General features: G+C 67.1%; 24 protein-coding genes. 23 read left to right on the plus strand and 1 reads right to left on the minus strand.

Going from position 1 to position 17209, the window contains the following annotated elements:
- Nucleotides 1-4 precede the first annotated feature (4 nt).
- The 23 genes from rplP (at nt 5) to truA (ending at nt 12773) form a co-directional block, all read left to right on the plus strand.
- Nucleotides 5-424 (plus strand): 50S ribosomal protein L16, encoded by a 420-nt coding sequence (gene rplP / locus H293_RS0114135; protein ID WP_004927269.1) that lies wholly within the window; start codon nt 5-7, stop codon nt 422-424.
- Nucleotides 424-648 (plus strand): 50S ribosomal protein L29, encoded by a 225-nt coding sequence (rpmC, locus tag H293_RS0114140; RefSeq protein ID WP_005481220.1) that lies wholly within the window; start codon nt 424-426, stop codon nt 646-648. Before rplP ends, rpmC begins: the two co-directional genes overlap by 1 nt.
- The gene (gene rpsQ / locus H293_RS0114145; protein ID WP_007384073.1) at nt 648-935 is read left to right on the plus strand and encodes a 30S ribosomal protein S17; all 288 of its coding nucleotides are present in this window, start codon (nt 648-650) and stop codon (nt 933-935) included. Before rpmC ends, rpsQ begins: the two co-directional genes overlap by 1 nt.
- A 102-nt stretch (nt 936-1037) precedes the next feature.
- On the plus strand, nt 1038-1406 hold the full coding sequence (gene rplN / locus H293_RS0114150) for a 50S ribosomal protein L14 (protein ID WP_003998823.1): 369 nt from the start codon (nt 1038-1040) through the stop codon (nt 1404-1406).
- A 2-nt stretch (nt 1407-1408) separates the two neighbouring features.
- Complete coding sequence (gene rplX / locus H293_RS0114155) at nt 1409-1732, plus strand: 50S ribosomal protein L24 (protein ID WP_003992365.1); 324 nt, start codon at nt 1409-1411, stop codon at nt 1730-1732.
- Nucleotides 1732-2289 (plus strand): 50S ribosomal protein L5, encoded by a 558-nt coding sequence (gene rplE / locus H293_RS0114160; RefSeq protein ID WP_007384074.1) that lies wholly within the window; start codon nt 1732-1734, stop codon nt 2287-2289. The genes rplX and rplE overlap by 1 nt, the downstream gene beginning before the upstream one ends.
- 5 nt (nt 2290-2294) lie before the next feature.
- Nucleotides 2295-2480, plus strand: a complete 186-nt coding sequence (locus H293_RS0114165; RefSeq protein ID WP_003948630.1) for a type Z 30S ribosomal protein S14 — start codon at nt 2295-2297, stop codon at nt 2478-2480.
- A 210-nt stretch (nt 2481-2690) separates the two neighbouring features.
- Nucleotides 2691-3089, plus strand: coding sequence for a 30S ribosomal protein S8 (rpsH, locus tag H293_RS0114170; RefSeq protein WP_007384075.1), 399 nt, complete (start codon nt 2691-2693; stop codon nt 3087-3089).
- A gap of 25 nt (nt 3090-3114) precedes the next feature.
- A complete protein-coding gene (gene rplF / locus H293_RS0114175; protein ID WP_020118535.1) occupies nt 3115-3654 on the plus strand; it encodes a 50S ribosomal protein L6 in 540 nt (179 codons plus the stop codon).
- Between the two features lie 3 nt (nt 3655-3657).
- A complete protein-coding gene (gene rplR, locus H293_RS0114180) occupies nt 3658-4041 on the plus strand; it encodes a 50S ribosomal protein L18 (RefSeq protein WP_007384077.1) in 384 nt (127 codons plus the stop codon).
- A gap of 39 nt (nt 4042-4080) precedes the next feature.
- Complete coding sequence (gene rpsE / locus H293_RS0114185) at nt 4081-4689, plus strand: 30S ribosomal protein S5 (RefSeq protein ID WP_013001409.1); 609 nt, start codon at nt 4081-4083, stop codon at nt 4687-4689.
- Entirely contained in the window at nt 4689-4871 is a 183-nt protein-coding gene (gene rpmD / locus H293_RS0114190; protein ID WP_005481207.1) for a 50S ribosomal protein L30, read from the plus strand. Before rpsE ends, rpmD begins: the two co-directional genes overlap by 1 nt.
- A gap of 2 nt (nt 4872-4873) precedes the next feature.
- Nucleotides 4874-5329 carry a 50S ribosomal protein L15 gene (gene rplO, locus H293_RS0114195; protein WP_003974249.1) on the plus strand — a complete coding sequence of 152 codons (456 nt, stop codon included), beginning with the start codon at nt 4874-4876 and terminating at the stop codon, nt 5327-5329.
- A 176-nt stretch (nt 5330-5505) separates the two neighbouring features.
- A complete protein-coding gene (gene secY / locus H293_RS0114200) occupies nt 5506-6819 on the plus strand; it encodes a preprotein translocase subunit SecY (RefSeq protein ID WP_020118536.1) in 1314 nt (437 codons plus the stop codon).
- Nucleotides 6819-7481, plus strand: a complete 663-nt coding sequence (locus H293_RS0114205) for an adenylate kinase (protein ID WP_020118537.1) — start codon at nt 6819-6821, stop codon at nt 7479-7481. The genes secY and H293_RS0114205 overlap by 1 nt, the downstream gene beginning before the upstream one ends.
- A 138-nt stretch (nt 7482-7619) precedes the next feature.
- Nucleotides 7620-8456 (plus strand): type I methionyl aminopeptidase, encoded by an 837-nt coding sequence (map, locus tag H293_RS0114210; protein WP_007384082.1) that lies wholly within the window; start codon nt 7620-7622, stop codon nt 8454-8456.
- 153 nt (nt 8457-8609) lie between these two features.
- A complete protein-coding gene (gene infA, locus H293_RS0114215; protein WP_003948620.1) occupies nt 8610-8831 on the plus strand; it encodes a translation initiation factor IF-1 in 222 nt (73 codons plus the stop codon).
- Between the two features lie 59 nt (nt 8832-8890).
- Nucleotides 8891-9004, plus strand: coding sequence for a 50S ribosomal protein L36 (gene rpmJ, locus H293_RS0114220; protein ID WP_003998809.1), 114 nt, complete (start codon nt 8891-8893; stop codon nt 9002-9004).
- A gap of 186 nt (nt 9005-9190) precedes the next feature.
- Nucleotides 9191-9571, plus strand: coding sequence for a 30S ribosomal protein S13 (gene rpsM / locus H293_RS0114225; RefSeq protein WP_007384083.1), 381 nt, complete (start codon nt 9191-9193; stop codon nt 9569-9571).
- A 70-nt stretch (nt 9572-9641) separates the two neighbouring features.
- A complete protein-coding gene (gene rpsK, locus H293_RS0114230) occupies nt 9642-10046 on the plus strand; it encodes a 30S ribosomal protein S11 (protein ID WP_003956432.1) in 405 nt (134 codons plus the stop codon).
- 174 nt (nt 10047-10220) lie between these two features.
- Nucleotides 10221-11243: a DNA-directed RNA polymerase subunit alpha gene (locus H293_RS0114235; RefSeq protein ID WP_003966937.1), complete on the plus strand. Its 1023-nt coding sequence runs from the start codon at nt 10221-10223 to the stop codon at nt 11241-11243.
- A gap of 85 nt (nt 11244-11328) precedes the next feature.
- Nucleotides 11329-11841 (plus strand): 50S ribosomal protein L17, encoded by a 513-nt coding sequence (gene rplQ, locus H293_RS0114240; protein WP_020118538.1) that lies wholly within the window; start codon nt 11329-11331, stop codon nt 11839-11841.
- 77 nt (nt 11842-11918) lie between these two features.
- Nucleotides 11919-12773, plus strand: a complete 855-nt coding sequence (truA, locus tag H293_RS0114245; protein WP_020118539.1) for a tRNA pseudouridine(38-40) synthase TruA — start codon at nt 11919-11921, stop codon at nt 12771-12773.
- Between the two features lie 18 nt (nt 12774-12791).
- On the opposite strand, the gene H293_RS0114250 is transcribed toward truA, so the two are convergent.
- Nucleotides 12792-17186, minus strand: coding sequence for an Ig-like domain-containing protein (locus H293_RS0114250; RefSeq protein ID WP_020118540.1), 4395 nt, complete (start codon nt 17184-17186; stop codon nt 12792-12794).
- Between the last annotated feature and the right edge of the window lie 23 nt (nt 17187-17209).

Consider the following 17209-nt stretch of genomic DNA (forward strand, 5'->3'; position numbering starts at 1 on the left):
CGACATGCTGATCCCCCGTAGGGTCAAGCACCGCAAGCAGCACCACCCGAAGCGCCGTGGTCAGGCCAAGGGCGGTACGACGGTCGCGTTCGGCGAGTACGGCATTCAGGCCCTCACGCCGGCGTACGTGACCAACCGCCAGATCGAGGCGGCCCGTATCGCGATGACCCGCCACATCAAGCGTGGCGGCAAGGTCTGGATCAACATCTACCCGGACCGCCCGCTCACGAAGAAGCCTGCCGAGACCCGCATGGGTTCCGGTAAGGGTTCTCCCGAGTGGTGGATCGCGAACGTGCACCCGGGCCGGGTCATGTTCGAGCTGTCCTACCCCAACGAGAAGATCGCCCGTGAGGCCCTGACTCGCGCCGCTCACAAGCTGCCGATGAAGTGCCGGATCGTCAAGCGCGAGGCAGGTGAAGCGTGATGTCGGCCGGTACCAAGGCGTCCGAGCTGCGCGAACTGGGTGACGAGGAGCTGCTGAACAAGCTCCGCGAAGCCAAGGAAGAGCTGTTCAACCTCCGCTTCCAGGCGGCGACGGGTCAGCTCGAGAACCACGGTCGGCTCAAGGCCGTCCGTAAGGACATCGCGCGGATCTACACCCTGATGCGTGAGCGCGAGCTGGGCATCGAGACGGTGGAGAGCGCCTGATGAGTGAGAGCAACGTGACTGAGCAGACTGCAGAGGCCCGCGGCTTCCGCAAGACCCGTGAGGGTCTCGTCGTCAGCGACAAGATGGACAAGACCGTCGTCGTCGCCGTCGAGGACCGCGTCAAGCACGCGCTGTACGGCAAGGTCATCCGCCGTACCAACAAGCTCAAGGCGCACGACGAGCAGAACGCTGCCGGCGTCGGCGACCGGGTCCTCCTCGCGGAGACCCGCCCGCTGTCGGCGACCAAGCGCTGGCGCGTCGTCGAGATCCTCGAGAAGGCCAAGTAATTTCCTGCGGGGCCAATCCCGCAGGTCAGTTCCGCCAGGCTCGGGGCGGGTGTGCCACTCGCACGCCCGCCCCGGGAACCGGCAGACAAACAGGAGATAGACGTGATCCAGCAGGAGTCGCGACTGCGTGTCGCCGACAACACTGGTGCGAAGGAGATCCTTTGCATCCGTGTGCTCGGTGGCTCCGGTCGCCGCTACGCGGGCATCGGTGACGTCATCGTCGCCACCGTCAAGGACGCGATCCCCGGTGGCAACGTGAAGAAGGGTGACGTCGTCAAGGCGGTCATCGTTCGCACCGTGAAGGAGCGCCGCCGTCCGGACGGCTCGTACATCCGCTTCGACGAGAACGCCGCCGTCATTCTGAAGAACGACGGCGACCCTCGCGGCACCCGTATCTTCGGCCCCGTCGGCCGTGAGCTGCGCGAGAAGAAGTTCATGAAGATCATCTCGCTCGCGCCGGAGGTGCTGTAAGCATGAAGATCAAGAAGGGCGACCTGGTCCAGGTCATCACCGGTAAGGACAAGGGCAAGCAGGGCAAGGTCATCGCGGCCTTCCCCCGCGAGGACCGCGTCCTGGTCGAGGGTGTCAACCGGGTCAAGAAGCACACCAAGGCCGGCCCGACCGCTCGCGGTTCGCAGGCCGGTGGCATCGTCACGACCGAGGCGCCGATCCACGTCTCCAACGTCCAGCTGGTCGTTGAGAAGGACGGCAACAAGGTCGTCACGCGTGTCGGTTACCGCTTCGACGACGAGGGCAACAAGATCCGCGTTGCCAAGCGGACGGGTGAGGACATCTGATGGCTACCACCACGACTCCGCGTCTCAAGACGAAGTACCGCGAGGAGATCGCGGGCAAGCTGCGTGACGAGTTCAAGTACGAGAACGTCATGCAGATCCCCGGTCTCGTCAAGATCGTGGTCAACATGGGTGTGGGCGACGCCGCCCGCGACTCCAAGCTGATCGACGGCGCGATTCGCGACCTCACCACGATCACCGGTCAGAAGCCGGCCGTCACCAAGGCCCGTAAGTCCATCGCGCAGTTCAAGCTGCGTGAGGGCCAGCCGATCGGTGCCCACGTCACGCTTCGTGGCGACCGCATGTGGGAGTTCCTGGACCGCACCCTGTCGCTCGCGCTGCCGCGCATCCGCGACTTCCGTGGTCTGTCCCCCAAGCAGTTCGACGGCCGTGGCAACTACACCTTCGGTCTCACCGAGCAGGTCATGTTCCACGAGATCGACCAGGACAAGATCGACCGTACCCGGGGCATGGACATCACCGTGGTGACCACGGCGACCAACGACGCTGAGGGCCGCGCGCTCCTTCGTCACCTCGGCTTCCCCTTCAAGGAGGCGTGAGCGAGATGGCGAAGAAGGCTCTGATTGCCAAGGCTGCTCGCAAGCCCAAGTTCGGTGTACGTGGCTACACGCGCTGCCAGCGCTGCGGCCGTCCGCACTCCGTGTACCGCAAGTTCGGCCTGTGCCGCGTGTGCCTTCGTGAGATGGCTCACCGTGGCGAGCTGCCGGGCGTGACCAAGAGCTCCTGGTAATCCCGCTTTTCAGGGATTCCGAAGCTCTCGGTAAGTAAAGGGCTCGGTCAGGTGCCCACCCCTCCATGGCTTAGGCTAGGAGGGTTGGGCGCCTGGACGCCCATACGACTTACTACGCCGTAGGTCCACCGCACCGCACCCGCCTCGTCTCGGATCGAGGAGAGGGATGGGCACCTGGAAACCCCGGCGAGAGAGGCCGAAGGCCAATTCATGACCATGACTGATCCGATCGCAGACATGCTTACGCGTCTGCGGAACGCGAACTCGGCGTACCACGACTCCGTGACGATGCCGGCGTCCAAGATCAAGTCTCACATCGCGGAGATCCTCCAGCAGGAGGGCTTCATCACGGGCTGGAAGGTCGAGGACGCCGAGGTCGGCAAGAACCTCGTTCTCGAGCTGAAGTTCGGCCCGAACCGTGAGCGCTCCATTGCGGGCATCAAGCGGATCTCCAAGCCCGGTCTCCGGGTTTACGCGAAGTCCACCAACCTGCCGAAGGTGCTCGGCGGCCTGGGCGTGGCGATCATCTCCACGTCGCACGGTCTCCTCACCGACAAGCAGGCCGGCAAGAAGGGCGTAGGCGGAGAAGTCCTCGCCTACGTCTGGTAGCGGAAAGGAATCGGAGGAAACAGCTATGTCGCGTATTGGCAAGCTCCCCATCACGGTTCCCGCCGGCGTGGACGTCACCATCGACGGCCGTACGGTGTCGGTGAAGGGGCCCAAGGGCTCCCTCTCGCACACCGTCGCTGCGCCGATCGACATCGCCAAGGGTGAGGACGGCGTTCTCAACGTCACCCGCCCCAACGACGAGCGTCAGAACAAGGCCCTGCACGGCCTGTCCCGCACGCTGGTGGCGAACATGATCACCGGCGTGACCCAGGGTTACGTGAAGAAGCTCGAGATCAGCGGTGTCGGTTACCGCGTGCAGGCCAAGGGTTCGAACCTCGAGTTCGCTCTCGGCTACAGCCACCCGATCACCGTCGAGGCCCCCGAGGGCATCACCTTCAAGGTGGAGGCCCCCACCCGGTTCTCGGTCGAGGGCATCGACAAGCAGAAGGTCGGCGAGGTTGCGGCCAACATCCGCAAGCTGCGCAAGCCCGACCCGTACAAGGCCAAGGGCGTCAAGTACGAGGGCGAAGTCATCCGCCGCAAGGTCGGAAAGGCGGGTAAGTAAGCCATGGCATACGGACAGAAGATCCTGAAGGGCGACGCCTACAAGCGCGCCGCGATCAAGCGCCGTCACATCCGGATCCGGAAGAACATCTCCGGTACGGCGGAGCGTCCCCGTCTGGTCGTTACCCGCTCCAACCGCCACATCGTGGCCCAGGTGATCGACGACATCAAGGGTCACACCCTGGCGTCGGCGTCCACCCTGGACACCACGGTCCGCGGTGGCGAGGGCGACAAGTCCGCGCAGGCCAAGCAGGTCGGTGCCCTGGTCGCCGAGCGAGCCAAGGCCGCCGGTGTCGAGGCTGTCGTATTCGACCGTGGTGGCAACCAGTACGCCGGGCGCATCGCCGCCCTGGCGGACGCCGCCCGCGAAGCCGGCTTGAAGTTCTGAGCCGTTCGTAGCTAGCGGAAAAAGAGAGAGGTAATTCCAATGGCTGGACCCCAGCGCCGCGGTGGCGGTGCCGGTGGCGGCGAGCGGCGGGACCGGAAGGGCCGTGACGGCGGCGCTGCTGCCGCCGAGAAGACCGCGTACGTTGAGCGCGTTGTCGCGATCAACCGCGTCGCCAAGGTTGTGAAGGGTGGTCGTCGCTTCAGCTTCACCGCGCTGGTCGTGGTGGGCGACGGTGACGGCACCGTGGGTGTCGGTTACGGCAAGGCCAAGGAGGTGCCGGCCGCCATCGCCAAGGGTGTTGAGGAGGCCAAGAAGCACTTCTTCAAGGTCCCCCGTATCCAGGGCACCATCCCGCACCCGATCACGGGTGAGAAGGCGGCGGGCGTCGTCCTGCTCAAGCCGGCGTCCCCCGGTACCGGCGTTATCGCCGGTGGCCCGGTGCGTGCCGTGCTCGAGTGCGCCGGCGTTCACGACATCCTGTCGAAGTCGCTCGGCTCGTCGAACGCGATCAACATCGTGCACGCGACCGTGGAGGCCCTGAAGGGTCTGCAGCGTCCCGAGGAGATCGCGGCTCGCCGTGGTCTGCCCCTCGAGGACGTCGCTCCCGCGGCTCTGCTGCGTGCGCGTGCCGGGGCTGGTGCTGCGTAATGGCTCAGCTCAAGATCACGCAGACGAAGTCGTACATCGGCAGCAAGCAGAACCACCGTGACACCCTGCGCTCCCTTGGTCTCAAGGGCATCAACACGCAGGTCGTCAAGGAGGATCGTCCCGAGTTCCGCGGCATGGTGCACACCGTCCGCCACCTCGTGACGGTCGAGGAGGTCGACTGATCATGGCGGAGAACAACCCGCTCAAGATCCACAACCTCCGTCCCGCCCCGGGCGCCAAGACCGCCAAGACCCGTGTGGGTCGTGGTGAGGCGTCGAAGGGTAAGACGGCCGGTCGTGGTACCAAGGGTACGAAGGCCCGTTACCAGGTTCCGGAGCGCTTCGAGGGTGGCCAGATGCCCCTCCACATGCGTCTTCCGAAGCTGAAGGGCTTCAAGAACCCGTTCAAGACCGAGTTCCAGGTCGTGAACCTCGACAAGCTGGCCGCGCTCTACCCCGAGGGTGGCGAGGTCACCGTCGAGGGTCTGGTGGCCAAGGGTGCCGTTCGCAAGAACAGCCTCGTCAAGGTCCTCGGCCAGGGCGAGATCTCCGTGGCGCTGCAGGTGACGGTCGACGCCGTCTCCGGCTCCGCCAAGGAAAAGATCACCGCCGCCGGCGGCACGGTCACCGAGCTCGTCTGAGCGCGATGACCTGAAGCAGTACCCACCGGGGATACCTCACAACGAGGTATCCCCGGTTGGTCGTTCCACGGCAGGCGGCGGCCCGGGTAAGGTGGCCTGCACTGCTTTCCCACATATTCGTCGAACCTCAAGACCGTCACCCTTGACGCAGTAGCGCGGGGGTCGCAGGAGGCACCGTGCTCACCGCGTTCGCCCGGGCGTTCAGGACGCCCGACCTGCGCAAGAAGCTGCTCTTCACGCTCGCCATCATCGTGGTGTACCGCGTGGGTACCCATGTCCCGATCCCTGGCGTCAACTACAAGTCCGTCCAGGAGTGTGTGGACCAGGCGTCCGGCAACCAGGGACTCTTCGGTCTGGTCAACATGTTCAGCGGTGGCGCGCTGCTGCAGATCACGATCTTCGCGCTCGGCATCATGCCGTACATCACGGCGAGCATCATTCTGCAACTGCTCACCGTCGTCATCCCGCGCCTGGAAGCCCTCAAGAAGGAGGGCCAGGCCGGCACGGCGAAGATCACGCAGTACACCCGTTACCTCACGGTGGCGCTCGCCATCCTGCAGGGCACGGGCCTGGTGGCCACCGCCCGCAGCGGCGCCCTCTTCTCGGGCTGCACGGTCGCGTCGAGCATCGTCCCGGACCGCGCGATCTTCACCACGATCGTCATGGTCATCACGATGACCGCCGGTACGGCCGTCGTCATGTGGCTCGGTGAGCTCATCACCGACCGCGGCATCGGCAACGGCATGTCGATCCTGATGTTCATCTCGATCGCCGCCACCTTCCCGTCCGCCCTGTGGGCCATCAAGAAGCAGGGCACCCTGGCCGGCGGCTGGATCGAGTTCGGCACCGTGATCGCGGTCGGCCTGGTCATGGTCGGTCTGGTGGTCTTCGTCGAGCAGGCCCAGCGCCGTATCCCGGTGCAGTACGCGAAGCGCATGATCGGCCGTCGGTCCTACGGCGGTACGTCGACGTACATCCCGCTGAAGGTCAACCAGGCCGGTGTGATTCCGGTCATCTTCGCGTCGTCGCTGCTCTACATCCCGGCGCTGGTCGCGCAGTTCTCGAGTGGCACATCGAGCTGGAAGACCTGGATCGAGGCCAACCTCACCAAGGGCGACCACCCGATCTACATCAGCATGTACTTCTTGCTCATCGTCTTCTTCGCGTTCTTCTACGTGGCGATCTCCTTCAACCCCGAGGAAGTCGCCGACAACATGAAGAAGTATGGTGGCTTCATCCCGGGCATCCGGGCTGGCCGACCGACCGCTGAGTACCTCTCCTACGTACTCAACCGGATCACCTGGCCGGGTTCGCTGTACTTGGGTCTGATCGCTCTTGTGCCAACACTGGCGTTGGTCGGCTTCGGGGCAAGCCAGAACTTCCCCTTCGGCGGGACAAGCATCCTGATCATCGTGGGTGTGGGTCTCGAGACGGTGAAGCAGATCGAGAGCCAGCTCCAGCAGCGCAATTACGAAGGGTTCCTCCGCTGATGCGTATCGTCCTCGTCGGGCCGCCGGGCGCCGGTAAGGGAACGCAGGCCGCGTTCCTCGCCTCGAACCTGTCGATCCCGCACATCTCCACGGGCGACCTGTTCCGCGCCAACATCAGCCGGCAGACGGACCTCGGCAAACTCGCGAAGTCCTACATGGACGCGGGCAACCTGGTCCCGGACGAGGTCACCATCGGGATGGCCAAGGACCGCATGGAGCAGCCGGACGCCGAGAACGGCTTCCTGCTCGACGGCTTCCCGCGCAATGTCTCGCAGGCCGAGGCGCTCGACGAGATGCTGCAGACCGAGGGCATGAAGCTGGACGCTGTGCTGGACCTCGAAGTCCCCGAGGAGGAGGTCGTCAAGCGCATCGCCGGCCGCCGCATCTGCCGCAACGACTCGGCGCACGTCTTCCACGTGTCGTACAAGGCGCCGAAGCAGGACGGCGTCTGTGACGTCTGCGGCGGCGAGCTGTACCAGCGCGACGACGACTCCGAGGAGACGGTCCGCAAGCGCCTGGAGGTCTACCACACCCAGACCGAGCCGATCATCGACTACTACAAGGCCCAGGGCCTGGTGGTCACGATCTCGGCGCTCGGCAAGGTGGAGGACGTCACCGGCCGTGCCATGGAGGCGCTCCAGCACGAGGGCGACGCCGCGTAGCGGTCTTTCCGCAGCGGTTTTCCACGTACGACAGCCGCGGTTCCCTTCCGAGGGGGCCGCGGCTGCTGTGTGGGTGCACGTATCGTTGACGGCACCCGTCCCTCAAGATTTCCCCGGTTTCAGAAAGGCTTCCGCCGCATGGTGCAGATCAAGACCCCCGAGCAGATCGCCAAGATGCGCGAGGCGGGGCTGGTCGTCGCCGCCATCCACGCGGCGACCCGAGAGGCCGCGGTGCCCGGGGCCACGACCAGGGATCTCGACCAGGTCGCGCGCAAGGTCCTCGCGGAGCACGACGCCAAGCCGAACTTCCTGGGGTACGGCGGTTTCCCGGCGACGATCTGCACCTCCGTGAACGAGGTCGTCGTCCACGGCATCCCGTCCGACGAGGTCGTCCTCAAGGACGGCGACATCATCTCCATCGACTGCGGCGCGATCATCGACGGCTGGCACGGGGACGCGGCCTACACGGCCTTCGTGGGCTCGGGTCACGCTCCGGAGCTGCTGGAGCTCTCGCGGGTGACCGAGGAGTCCATGTGGGCCGGCATCGCGGCGATGAAGCAGGGCAACCGGCTCGTCGACGTCTCCCGGGCCATCGAGACGTACATCCGCCGCCAGCCGAAGCCGGGCGGCGGCCGCTACGGGATCATCGAGGACTACGGCGGTCACGGCATCGGCACCGAGATGCACATGGACCCGCACCTGCTGAACTACGTCGACCGGCGCCGGGGGAAGGGGCCGAAGCTGGTCACCGGGTTCTGCCTGGCGATCGAGCCGATGGTGTCCCTGGGCACCCCGAGGACGGAGGTCCTGTCGGACGACTGGACGGTCATCACGACGGACGGTACGTGGTCGTCCCACTGGGAGCACTCGGTGGCGCTGACGGACGAGGGGCCGCTGGTTCTGACGGCTCCCGACGGCGGCAGGGCGAAGCTCGCGGAGCACGGGATCACCGCCGCGCCCGACCCGCTCGCTTAATGATCTACCTTCTGGGGCATCCTTCCTCGATTCGTCTTTCGGTGAGCCCTGACGTAGACTGACTCGTCGGCTCTCGTGCACCCGCATGTCCGCATGCGCCCTCAGGGGAAGCGCAGGGGAGTCGATCAAGGTAGTCGATTCGAAGGGCGAAGCGTGGCCAAGAAGCAAGGTGCCATCGAGATCGAGGGCACTGTCGTCGAGTCTCTTCCGAACGCCATGTTCAAGGTCGAGCTCCAGAACGGCCACCAGGTCCTGGCTCACATCAGCGGAAAGATGCGTATGCACTACATCCGTATCCTCCCTGACGACCGGGTCGTGGTGGAGTTGTCTCCGTACGACCTGACACGTGGCCGGATCGTCTACCGGTACAAGTAGATCTTGCCCGCATCCCGCTGCGGCGGGGTGGTGGCACTGACCCGGAGAACCTCAATCCCATGAAGGTCAAGCCGAGCGTCAAGAAGATCTGCGACAAGTGCAGGGTGATCCGCCGTCACGGCCGGGTCATGGTCATTTGCGAGAACCCGCGCCACAAGCAGCGCCAGGGCTGACGCAGGACCGAACCCTCTGCTCTCGCAGGGATTCGCGCGACGCAAGCTGAATTTGTTCATACGCGGAGCCCAGACGTCTTTCGTCTGACACCCCCGGTTCGGAGGCCGGGGACCCAGTTCGTACCTGGTACGGCGGCTGGGAACCGGCTCTGTGGAAGACCTCCGAAGATCACCAGGAGCCATTGAATGGCACGCGTTTCCGGTGTTGACATCCCGCGCGACAAGCGCGTGGAGGTCGCCCTGACCTATGTGTTCGGCATTGGCCGGACCCTTTCGCAGCTGACGCTGGCCGAGACCGGCATCAACCCGAACACCCGCGTTCGCGACCTCTCCGAGGAGGAGCTCGTCGCGATTCGTGAGTACGTCGACAACAACCTCAAGACCGAGGGTGACCTCCGTCGCGAGGTCCAGGCCGACATCCGCCGCAAGGTCGAGATCGGCTGCTACCAGGGTCTGCGTCACCGTCGTGGACTGCCCGTCCGTGGTCAGCGCACCAGCACGAACGCTCGTACCCGCAAGGGCCCGCGTCGCGCCATCGCCGGCAAGAAGAAGCCGGGCAAGAAGTAGTCCTCAGCGGACAACGCTTCATCAGCGGTCTTCGCTGTAGGACCGACCACCTCCCCGTAGGAGTTTGTAGATGCCCCCCAAGGGTCGTCAGGGCGCTGCCAAGAAGGTGCGCCGCAAGGAAAAGAAGAACGTCGCTCACGGGCACGCCCACATCAAGAGCACGTTCAACAACACGATCGTCTCGATCACGGACCCCTCGGGCAACGTGATCTCCTGGGCCTCCGCCGGCCACGTCGGCTTCAAGGGCTCGCGCAAGTCCACCCCCTTCGCCGCGCAGATGGCCGCCGAGTCGGCCGCCCGCCGCGCGCAGGAGCACGGCATGCGCAAGGTGGACGTGTTCGTCAAGGGTCCCGGCTCCGGCCGTGAGACCGCGATCCGCTCCCTCCAGGCCACCGGCCTCGAGGTGGGTTCGATCCAGGACGTCACCCCCACCCCGCACAACGGCTGCCGTCCGCCGAAGCGCCGCCGCGTCTGACGCGGTCGCGTCTGACACAGGCCGTGTTTGAGGCCAGGTTGTCTTGAGGTCGCGGGCGGTACGGCTCTTCGGGGCCGTGCCGCCCGTACCCTTGCAGTACCCCGTGCTTTCACCGGTGCGGGTCCGTCGGGCGTCAAATAGCGGGCGTCCACGAAAGAAGGATCTGATCCACACATGCTGATCGCTCAGCGTCCGTCACTGACCGAAGAGGTCGTCGACGAATTCCGCTCCCGGTTCGTGATCGAGCCGCTGGAGCCGGGCTTCGGTTACACCCTCGGCAACTCCCTCCGCCGCACCCTCCTGTCGTCGATCCCCGGTGCCGCTGTCACCAGCATCCGCATCGACGGTGTCCTGCACGAGTTCACCACCGTGCCGGGCGTCAAGGAGGACGTCACCGACCTGATCCTCAACATCAAGCAGCTGGTCGTCTCCTCGGAGCACGACGAGCCGGTCGTGATGTACCTGCGCAAGCAGGGCCCGGGTCTGGTCACCGCCGCCGACATCGCGCCCCCGGCCGGTGTCGAGGTGCACAACCCCGACCTCGTCCTCGCCACGCTCAACGGCAAGGGCAAGCTGGAGATGGAGCTCACGGTCGAGCGTGGCCGCGGTTACGTGTCCGCCGTGCAGAACAAGCAGGTGGGCCAGGAGATCGGCCGTATCCCGGTCGACTCCATCTACAGCCCGGTGCTCAAGGTCACGTACAAGGTCGAGGCGACCCGTGTCGAGCAGCGCACCGACTTCGACAAGCTGATCGTCGACGTCGAGACCAAGCAGGCGATGCGTCCCCGTGACGCCATGGCCTCCGCCGGTAAGACCCTGGTCGAGCTGTTCGGTCTCGCTCGCGAGCTGAACATCGACGCCGAGGGCATCGACATGGGCCCGTCCCCCACGGACGCCGCCCTTGCCGCCGACCTGGCGCTGCCGATCGAGGAGCTGGAGCTCACGGTCCGCTCCTACAACTGCCTCAAGCGTGAGGGCATCCACTCCGTGGGTGAGCTCGTGGCGCGCTCCGAGGCCGACCTCCTGGACATCCGCAACTTCGGTGCGAAGTCCATCGACGAGGTCAAGGCGAAGCTGGCCGGCATGGGCCTGGCCCTCAAGGACAGCCCGCCCGGATTCGACCCCACGGCCGCCGCCGACGCCTTCGGCGCCGACGACGACGCGGACGCGGGTTTCGTGGAGACCGAGCAGTACTGATCGGTCGTTGCCGGTGAGCATCCGCTCATCGGGTTCCTGACCCCGGTACCTGATACGGCCGGGGCAGACACACAGGAGATAGAAAATGCCGAAGCCCACCAAGGGTGCCCGTATGGGCGGCAGCGCCGCGCACGAGAAGCTGCTCCTCGCGAACCTGGCGAAGAGCCTCTTCGAGCACGGCCGTATCACCACCACCGAGGCGAAGGCGCGCAAGCTGCGTCCGTACGCCGAGCGTCTGGTCACCAAGGCGAAGAAGGGCGACCTTCACAACCGCCGTCAGGTGCTCCAGGTGATCACGGACAAGAGCATCGTGCACACGCTCTTCACCGAGATCGGCCCGCGCTACGAGAACCGTCCCGGTGGCTACACCCGCATCACCAAGATCGGTAACCGCCGTGGCGACAACGCGCCCATGGCTGTCATCGAGCTGGTCGAGGCGCTGACGGTCGCGCAGCAGGCGACGGGTGAGGCCGAGGCCGCCACCAAGCGTTCCGCCAAGGACGCCGAGGCTGCTCCGGCCGCCGAGGAGACCAAGGTCGACACGGCCAAGGCCGACGACACCGAGGCTCCGGCTGAGGGTGACGCCAAGGACGCCTGACGCTTCCGCGTCGTGACGGGCCCGCCCCTTCGGGGGCGGGCCCGTCTGGCATTTCCCGTTCCTGAGAGGATCCAGGGGTGAGCGACGAAGTACAGCCCGGTTACGTCCGTGTCCGCCTCGACCTGTCCTACGACGGATCCGACTTCTCCGGATGGGCCAAGCAGGCCGGCGGCCGGCGGACCGTACAGGGTGAGATCGAGGACGCGCTGCGGACGGTCACGCGGTCGAAGGACGTGACGTACGAGCTGACCGTGGCCGGACGCACCGATGCCGGGGTGCACGCGCGGGGGCAGGTGGCACATGTGGATCTTCCCGAGGGGCTGTGGGCGGAGCATCGCGAGAAGCTGCTGAAGCGGCTGGCGGGGCGGCTGCCGAAGGATGTGCGGGTGTGGTCCCTGCGGGAGGCGCCGGCGGGGTTCAACGCGCGGTTCGCGGCTCTGTGGCGGCGGTACGTCTACCGGGTGGGGGACCAGTCGGGTGGTGTGGACCCGCTGCTTCGCAACCATGTGCTCTGGCACGACTGGGAGTTGGACGTCGCCGCCATGGACGCCGCCGCCAAGTCCCTCGTCGGGGAGCACGACTTCGCGGCGTACGCGAAGAAGCGTGAGGGAGCGACGACGATCCGCGAGATCCTCGACTTCTGGGTGCGGCGGCGGGCGGACGGGGTCGTGGAGATCGAGGTCCGGGCCGACGCCTTCTGCCACAACCAGGTGCGGTCCATGGTCGGCGCGCTGCTGTTCGTGGGGGACGGGCACCGGGGTGTGGAGTGGCCGCGGAAGGTGCTGGACGCGGGTGTCCGGGACAGTGCCGTCCATGTCGTACGGCCGCACGGGCTGACGCTGGAGGAAGTCGGGTATCCGGCGGACGAGTTGTTGGCGGCGCGGAACAAGCAAGCGCGGAACAGGCGGTCGTTGCCCGCGGCCGGGTCCTGAACCGGCCGCAGGCGGAGCTCACTGTCTGACGGTGAAGTACTGCCGGGCGCCCCAGGTGCTGAGGTTGGTGGTGTCACGGCTGCTGTGGACGTACTGGGCGGCCACCCGGTACCTGTTGTTGACGGAGTGGGTGAGGGACATCCGCTGGCGGCCGGTGCTGGTGGAACTGAGGGCCGAACAGGGGCTGGTGCTCTGTGTGTGCCAGGCGCCGCTGTAGTACCGCTGCACCCGGTAGAGCACGCACTGGCCGGCCTTGTTCGGGGTGACGGTGACGTCCAGTTGCTCCTTGGCGGTGTGGTGATACACCCGGTAGAGAGTGCTGCCGTAGTGCGTGGTCGTGTAGTGGCCGGACAACGTCTCCGCGACCCGTACCTGGGTCTGCGCGGTGCGGGCGGCGGTCTTCGGGGCGTACCGGTAGTCACCGGCGAACACCGCGCTGAATGTGGTGTTGCGGGTGAGCTTGTAGGACCCGGCCAGGTCGCCGTGGGAGTCCACCGCGCCCGACTTCACCAGGACCGATGTGCCGCCGAACGGCTTGGCGTAGATCGCCACCGTACGGCTGTTGTACGTCGTACCGAGGTGAGCGGTGATCTTCGCGGTCTGACCGTACGCATACGTCGAGTGGTCCGTGGTGATGGTCACGGACGCCGAGGCCCGGGACACCTGAACGGTGGCGGTGCCGCTGCCCGGCTTGTGTGAGATGTCGCCGCCGTAGGTCACCTTGTAGGAGTTGGCGCCGCCGATCTGCGGGGTGTCCGAGAACGTGAACGAACCGTTCGGTGCGACCTTCGCGTCTGCGAGTGCGGTGCCGGAGGTGTGGCCGAGGTCGGTCTTCGTGACCTTGACGACCCCACCGGCGGCGAAGGGCGCGCCGGAGAGCGTGCCGGACACGGTCAGCTTCTGCGCGCGGGTGGACGTGGCCGGGGCCGTCATGGTGACCGTGGTGACCAGCTTCGATGCCTGGACGAGGCTCGTGGTGCTCGCCGGGTCGTGGGTCGCGTCCCCGGCGTAGCTCGCGGCGTAGGTGTAGGTTCCCTCGGCCGGCGGGGTGTCGGTGAAGGTGAGGGAGCCGTCCGCCTTCGTCGTCACGTCGGGGAGCGCCGTCCCGTTCCGGGTGATGTGCACCGGCTGCCCCGCGGGGAGCGCCGCGGACGAGGTCAGTGTGCCGGTGACGGTGAGCGGTCGGCCGGGGACGGCCGGGCTCGAGGTGGAGAGGTGGAGGGAGGTGGTCGCCGCCGGGCCCTGGGCGATGACCGGACCGCTCACCGTCTGCACGTCGGCACTGTCGGTGTTGGCACCGGAGAAGGCGAGGAGCGCGGTGGGAGTCAGTGTCGGTGTCGCGTCCACCACCTGGGTCCCGTCGATCCAGACGTACACATGGCCGGTGGCCACCTGGACGTCGACTTGGTGCGTGCCCTGGCGCAGGGAGGTGGTGAGCGGGACCACCGACTGGTAGGTGATCGTCGACGAGCCGGCCGAACTGCGGCCGATCCCTACGAAGTTCTGCGTCTTCAGCGTGGTGTTGTAACCGGTGCCGAGCGCGATCACCGTGCCCGGCCGTCCCGCGATGCCGAGACTGTCGCCGAACCCGCCCAGCGCCGAGGCGGAGTTCTGGGCCGGGTCGAGGAGAGTGAGTGCCATGCCCTTCCCGCCGGTGCCGGGGCCGAACTTGGTGGTGAACGTCGCCCGCAGACCGTCGGTGCGCAACGGCTTGGTGTAGACCGCCGAGCCCGCCTTGTAGCCGGTGGCCGGGGTCAGCTGGACGCCGCCGCCGTCGGCCTGCACCGCCGAGCCGTTGGTCTGCCACAGTCCGTCGGCGGTCGAGGTGGTCGTGGCGGTGCCCCTGCCGGTGCCCTTGACCTGTACGTACATGGCGCCCTGGGGGTTGCCGCTGTCGTCGGTCCCGGTGCCGGTGACCTCGTAGGAGGCGCTCAGATCCGCGGCCGACCGCGGGGTGAACGTCACGCTCTGCACGGCGGTCTGCTCGGGACCGATGACCAGGCCCTCCGACAGCTGCAACGGGCTGTTGAAGTCACCCGTCGGTGCCTTGGCCTTGGTCACCGTCACCGGGATGTTGCCGGTGTTGGTGATGGTGAACGACAGGGACTTCGAGCTGCCGACCGGGACCTGACCGAAGTCCAGCGCGCTGGTGGAGAACTCCAGGTGTCCCTTCCCCGTGATGGCCGTCGCGCCGACCGGCACGCTCAGGGTGTGGGCGGCGCCGCCGCTGCCGCTGCTGCTGATCACGAGCGCGTCGCTGTCGACCTGGTCCGTGGTCGGCGTGTAGGTGACCGAGAGCACGAACGAGCCACCGGCCGGGACGACCGTCCCCGCGCTGGGCAGCCCCGAGGCGGAGAAGGCGCCGCCTGGCGCGCCGACGGAGGTGACGGTCTCCGGTTCGGTACCGGTGTTGGTGACCTGCAGGTTCAGCGTCGAGGTGCTGCCGGTGGGCACCTCGCCGAAGTCGAGGGAGCCGGGCGCCGCCCCGAAGCCCGGCCTGGTGCCGATGCCGTGGAGGGCGAAGACCAGCTTCTGGCCGTCCGACAGGTTGGCGGTCAGTGTGCCGTTGACGCCGCCGGTGGTCGTGGGGGCGAAGCTGATCGGAACGTCGAGGGTGGCGTCCGTCGCCAGCGGGGTGGGCCGGTCGGGTGTGGGTACGGCGGACGGGTCGACCGTGAACGGACCGGAGGCCTTGAGCCCCGTGATGCTGACGTCCTGGGTGGCCGTCAGCTTCATCTGCGCGGAGCCGCCGGCGCCGACCCCGACCTGGCCGAAGTCCAGCGAGGCCGCGGTCAGGGCGGTCCTGGCCGGGCTGCCGAAGCCGTAGAGCACACCGTCCCGGGTGCCGACGTACACCTTGCCGCGCTCGGCGGTCGGCGTGCTGAACTTCGTCGCGGTGCCGATCGGCGCCGACCACAGCAGCTGGAGACGGCCGTTGCCGTCGGGGGTGGGGCTGTAGGCGCGCAGGGTGCCGTCGGCCCCGGAGGCGTTGCTCGCGGAGGTCATCCACACCAGGGCGCTGGACTCGTCCGTGCCGTTGGACGTGACCAGGGGAGAGCCGCTGCTGTAGCCGAAGGTGTCCTGGCTCTGGCCGGTGAGGGTGAGCGTGGGTGTACCACCGTTGCGCACGCCGTACTTGAGGGCGCGCAGCGGACCCTGGTTGCCGACGACGTAGACGTAGCCGCCGTCGCCGCCCCAGAAGGCGGGGTGCCCCCACATGCCCTGATAGGGGCCGGACACGCTGACCGCGGCGTCGCCGCCCTGGGGTCCCTGGCCCATGCCGCCGAGGTTGTCGCGGTCGAGCAGGAACACCCGTCCGTCCTTGCCCTGCTGGACGAGCAGGTGCGGGTGCTCGCTGGTGCCGAAGCCGTCCGGCAGCGCCATCGGGGCGCCCGAGGAGATGTCCTGGTCGTTGAGGTCCAGGGTGGCGGCATTGCTGGGGCTGAAGAAGTCGGCCGTGCTGAGGCTGTTGTCCGCGCCTGCCTGGAGGCGTACGACGGACTCGGCCAGGGTTCCCTGGACGGTCTTGCCCGGGCCGGGCGCCGGGCTGATGCCGTTGCCGGTGCTGAAGAAGATGCGGCCGGGCCCGTCCGAGACCAGACCTCCGCCCGCCTGCCAGATGCCGGCGCCGCCGATGCCGGCCCCGGTCGCCGTGGCCCACATCGAGGTGATGCTGTGCGCCGTGGTGCTCACGCCGACCACATAGCCGCGGTACGGCCATGCGTCGCAGTGGGCGCCGAAGCCCGCGTAGACGACGCCGTTCATCAGCAGCAGGCCGGGGCGTTGCTGCTGATAGTAGGCGTCGAAGGTGGCGCCGGGGTCGTTGACGGGGCTTCCGGCGATGGTGACCGGCCACCCGGAGCGCTCGGCTCCGGAGGCGGGGTCGACCGCGTGCATCAGCCAGATGGGGTGGCGGTGGGTGGAGGTGCCGTCGTCGATCTTGGTGGTGAAGTAGAGGGAGTTGGTGGCGGGGTCGTAGACGGGTGTCGCGGTCGCGCCGATGTCCGGCACGAGGTCCCCGCAGCCGATCGCCGACGCCGGCCATGAGGGTCCGTAGTTCTTGCTCCACTCGATCGCGCCGGTGGTGCGGTCGAGACCGTACAGGGTGTTCCTCTCGGTGACGGCGATCACCTGGCCGCCCAGCACCAGCGGCTGGGCGTATATCTGACCGTCCAGTTTGGTGGCGAAGAGCCGGCCGAAGGCGGAGGACTGGACGACCGCCGGGGAGAGCGAGGATTCGTCCGGGTCCCAGTTGGTGCGCAGGTTGTCGACGCCCTGGGTGTTCTGGTCGGCCTGGGCCGAGGACGCCACCAGGCTGATCGTCGTGCCGATCAGCGCCGCAGTGGCCACGGCCACGATGGAGAGCAGCCATGTGCGCCGCCGACCGCGGTGGCGTCCACCGCGTGCGGGCATGGAAAACCCGGGCAAATCGGGAC

The sequence above is a fragment of the Streptomyces canus 299MFChir4.1 genome (genome assembly GCF_000383615.1).
GTDB lineage: Bacteria > Actinomycetota > Actinomycetes > Streptomycetales > Streptomycetaceae > Streptomyces > Streptomyces canus_C.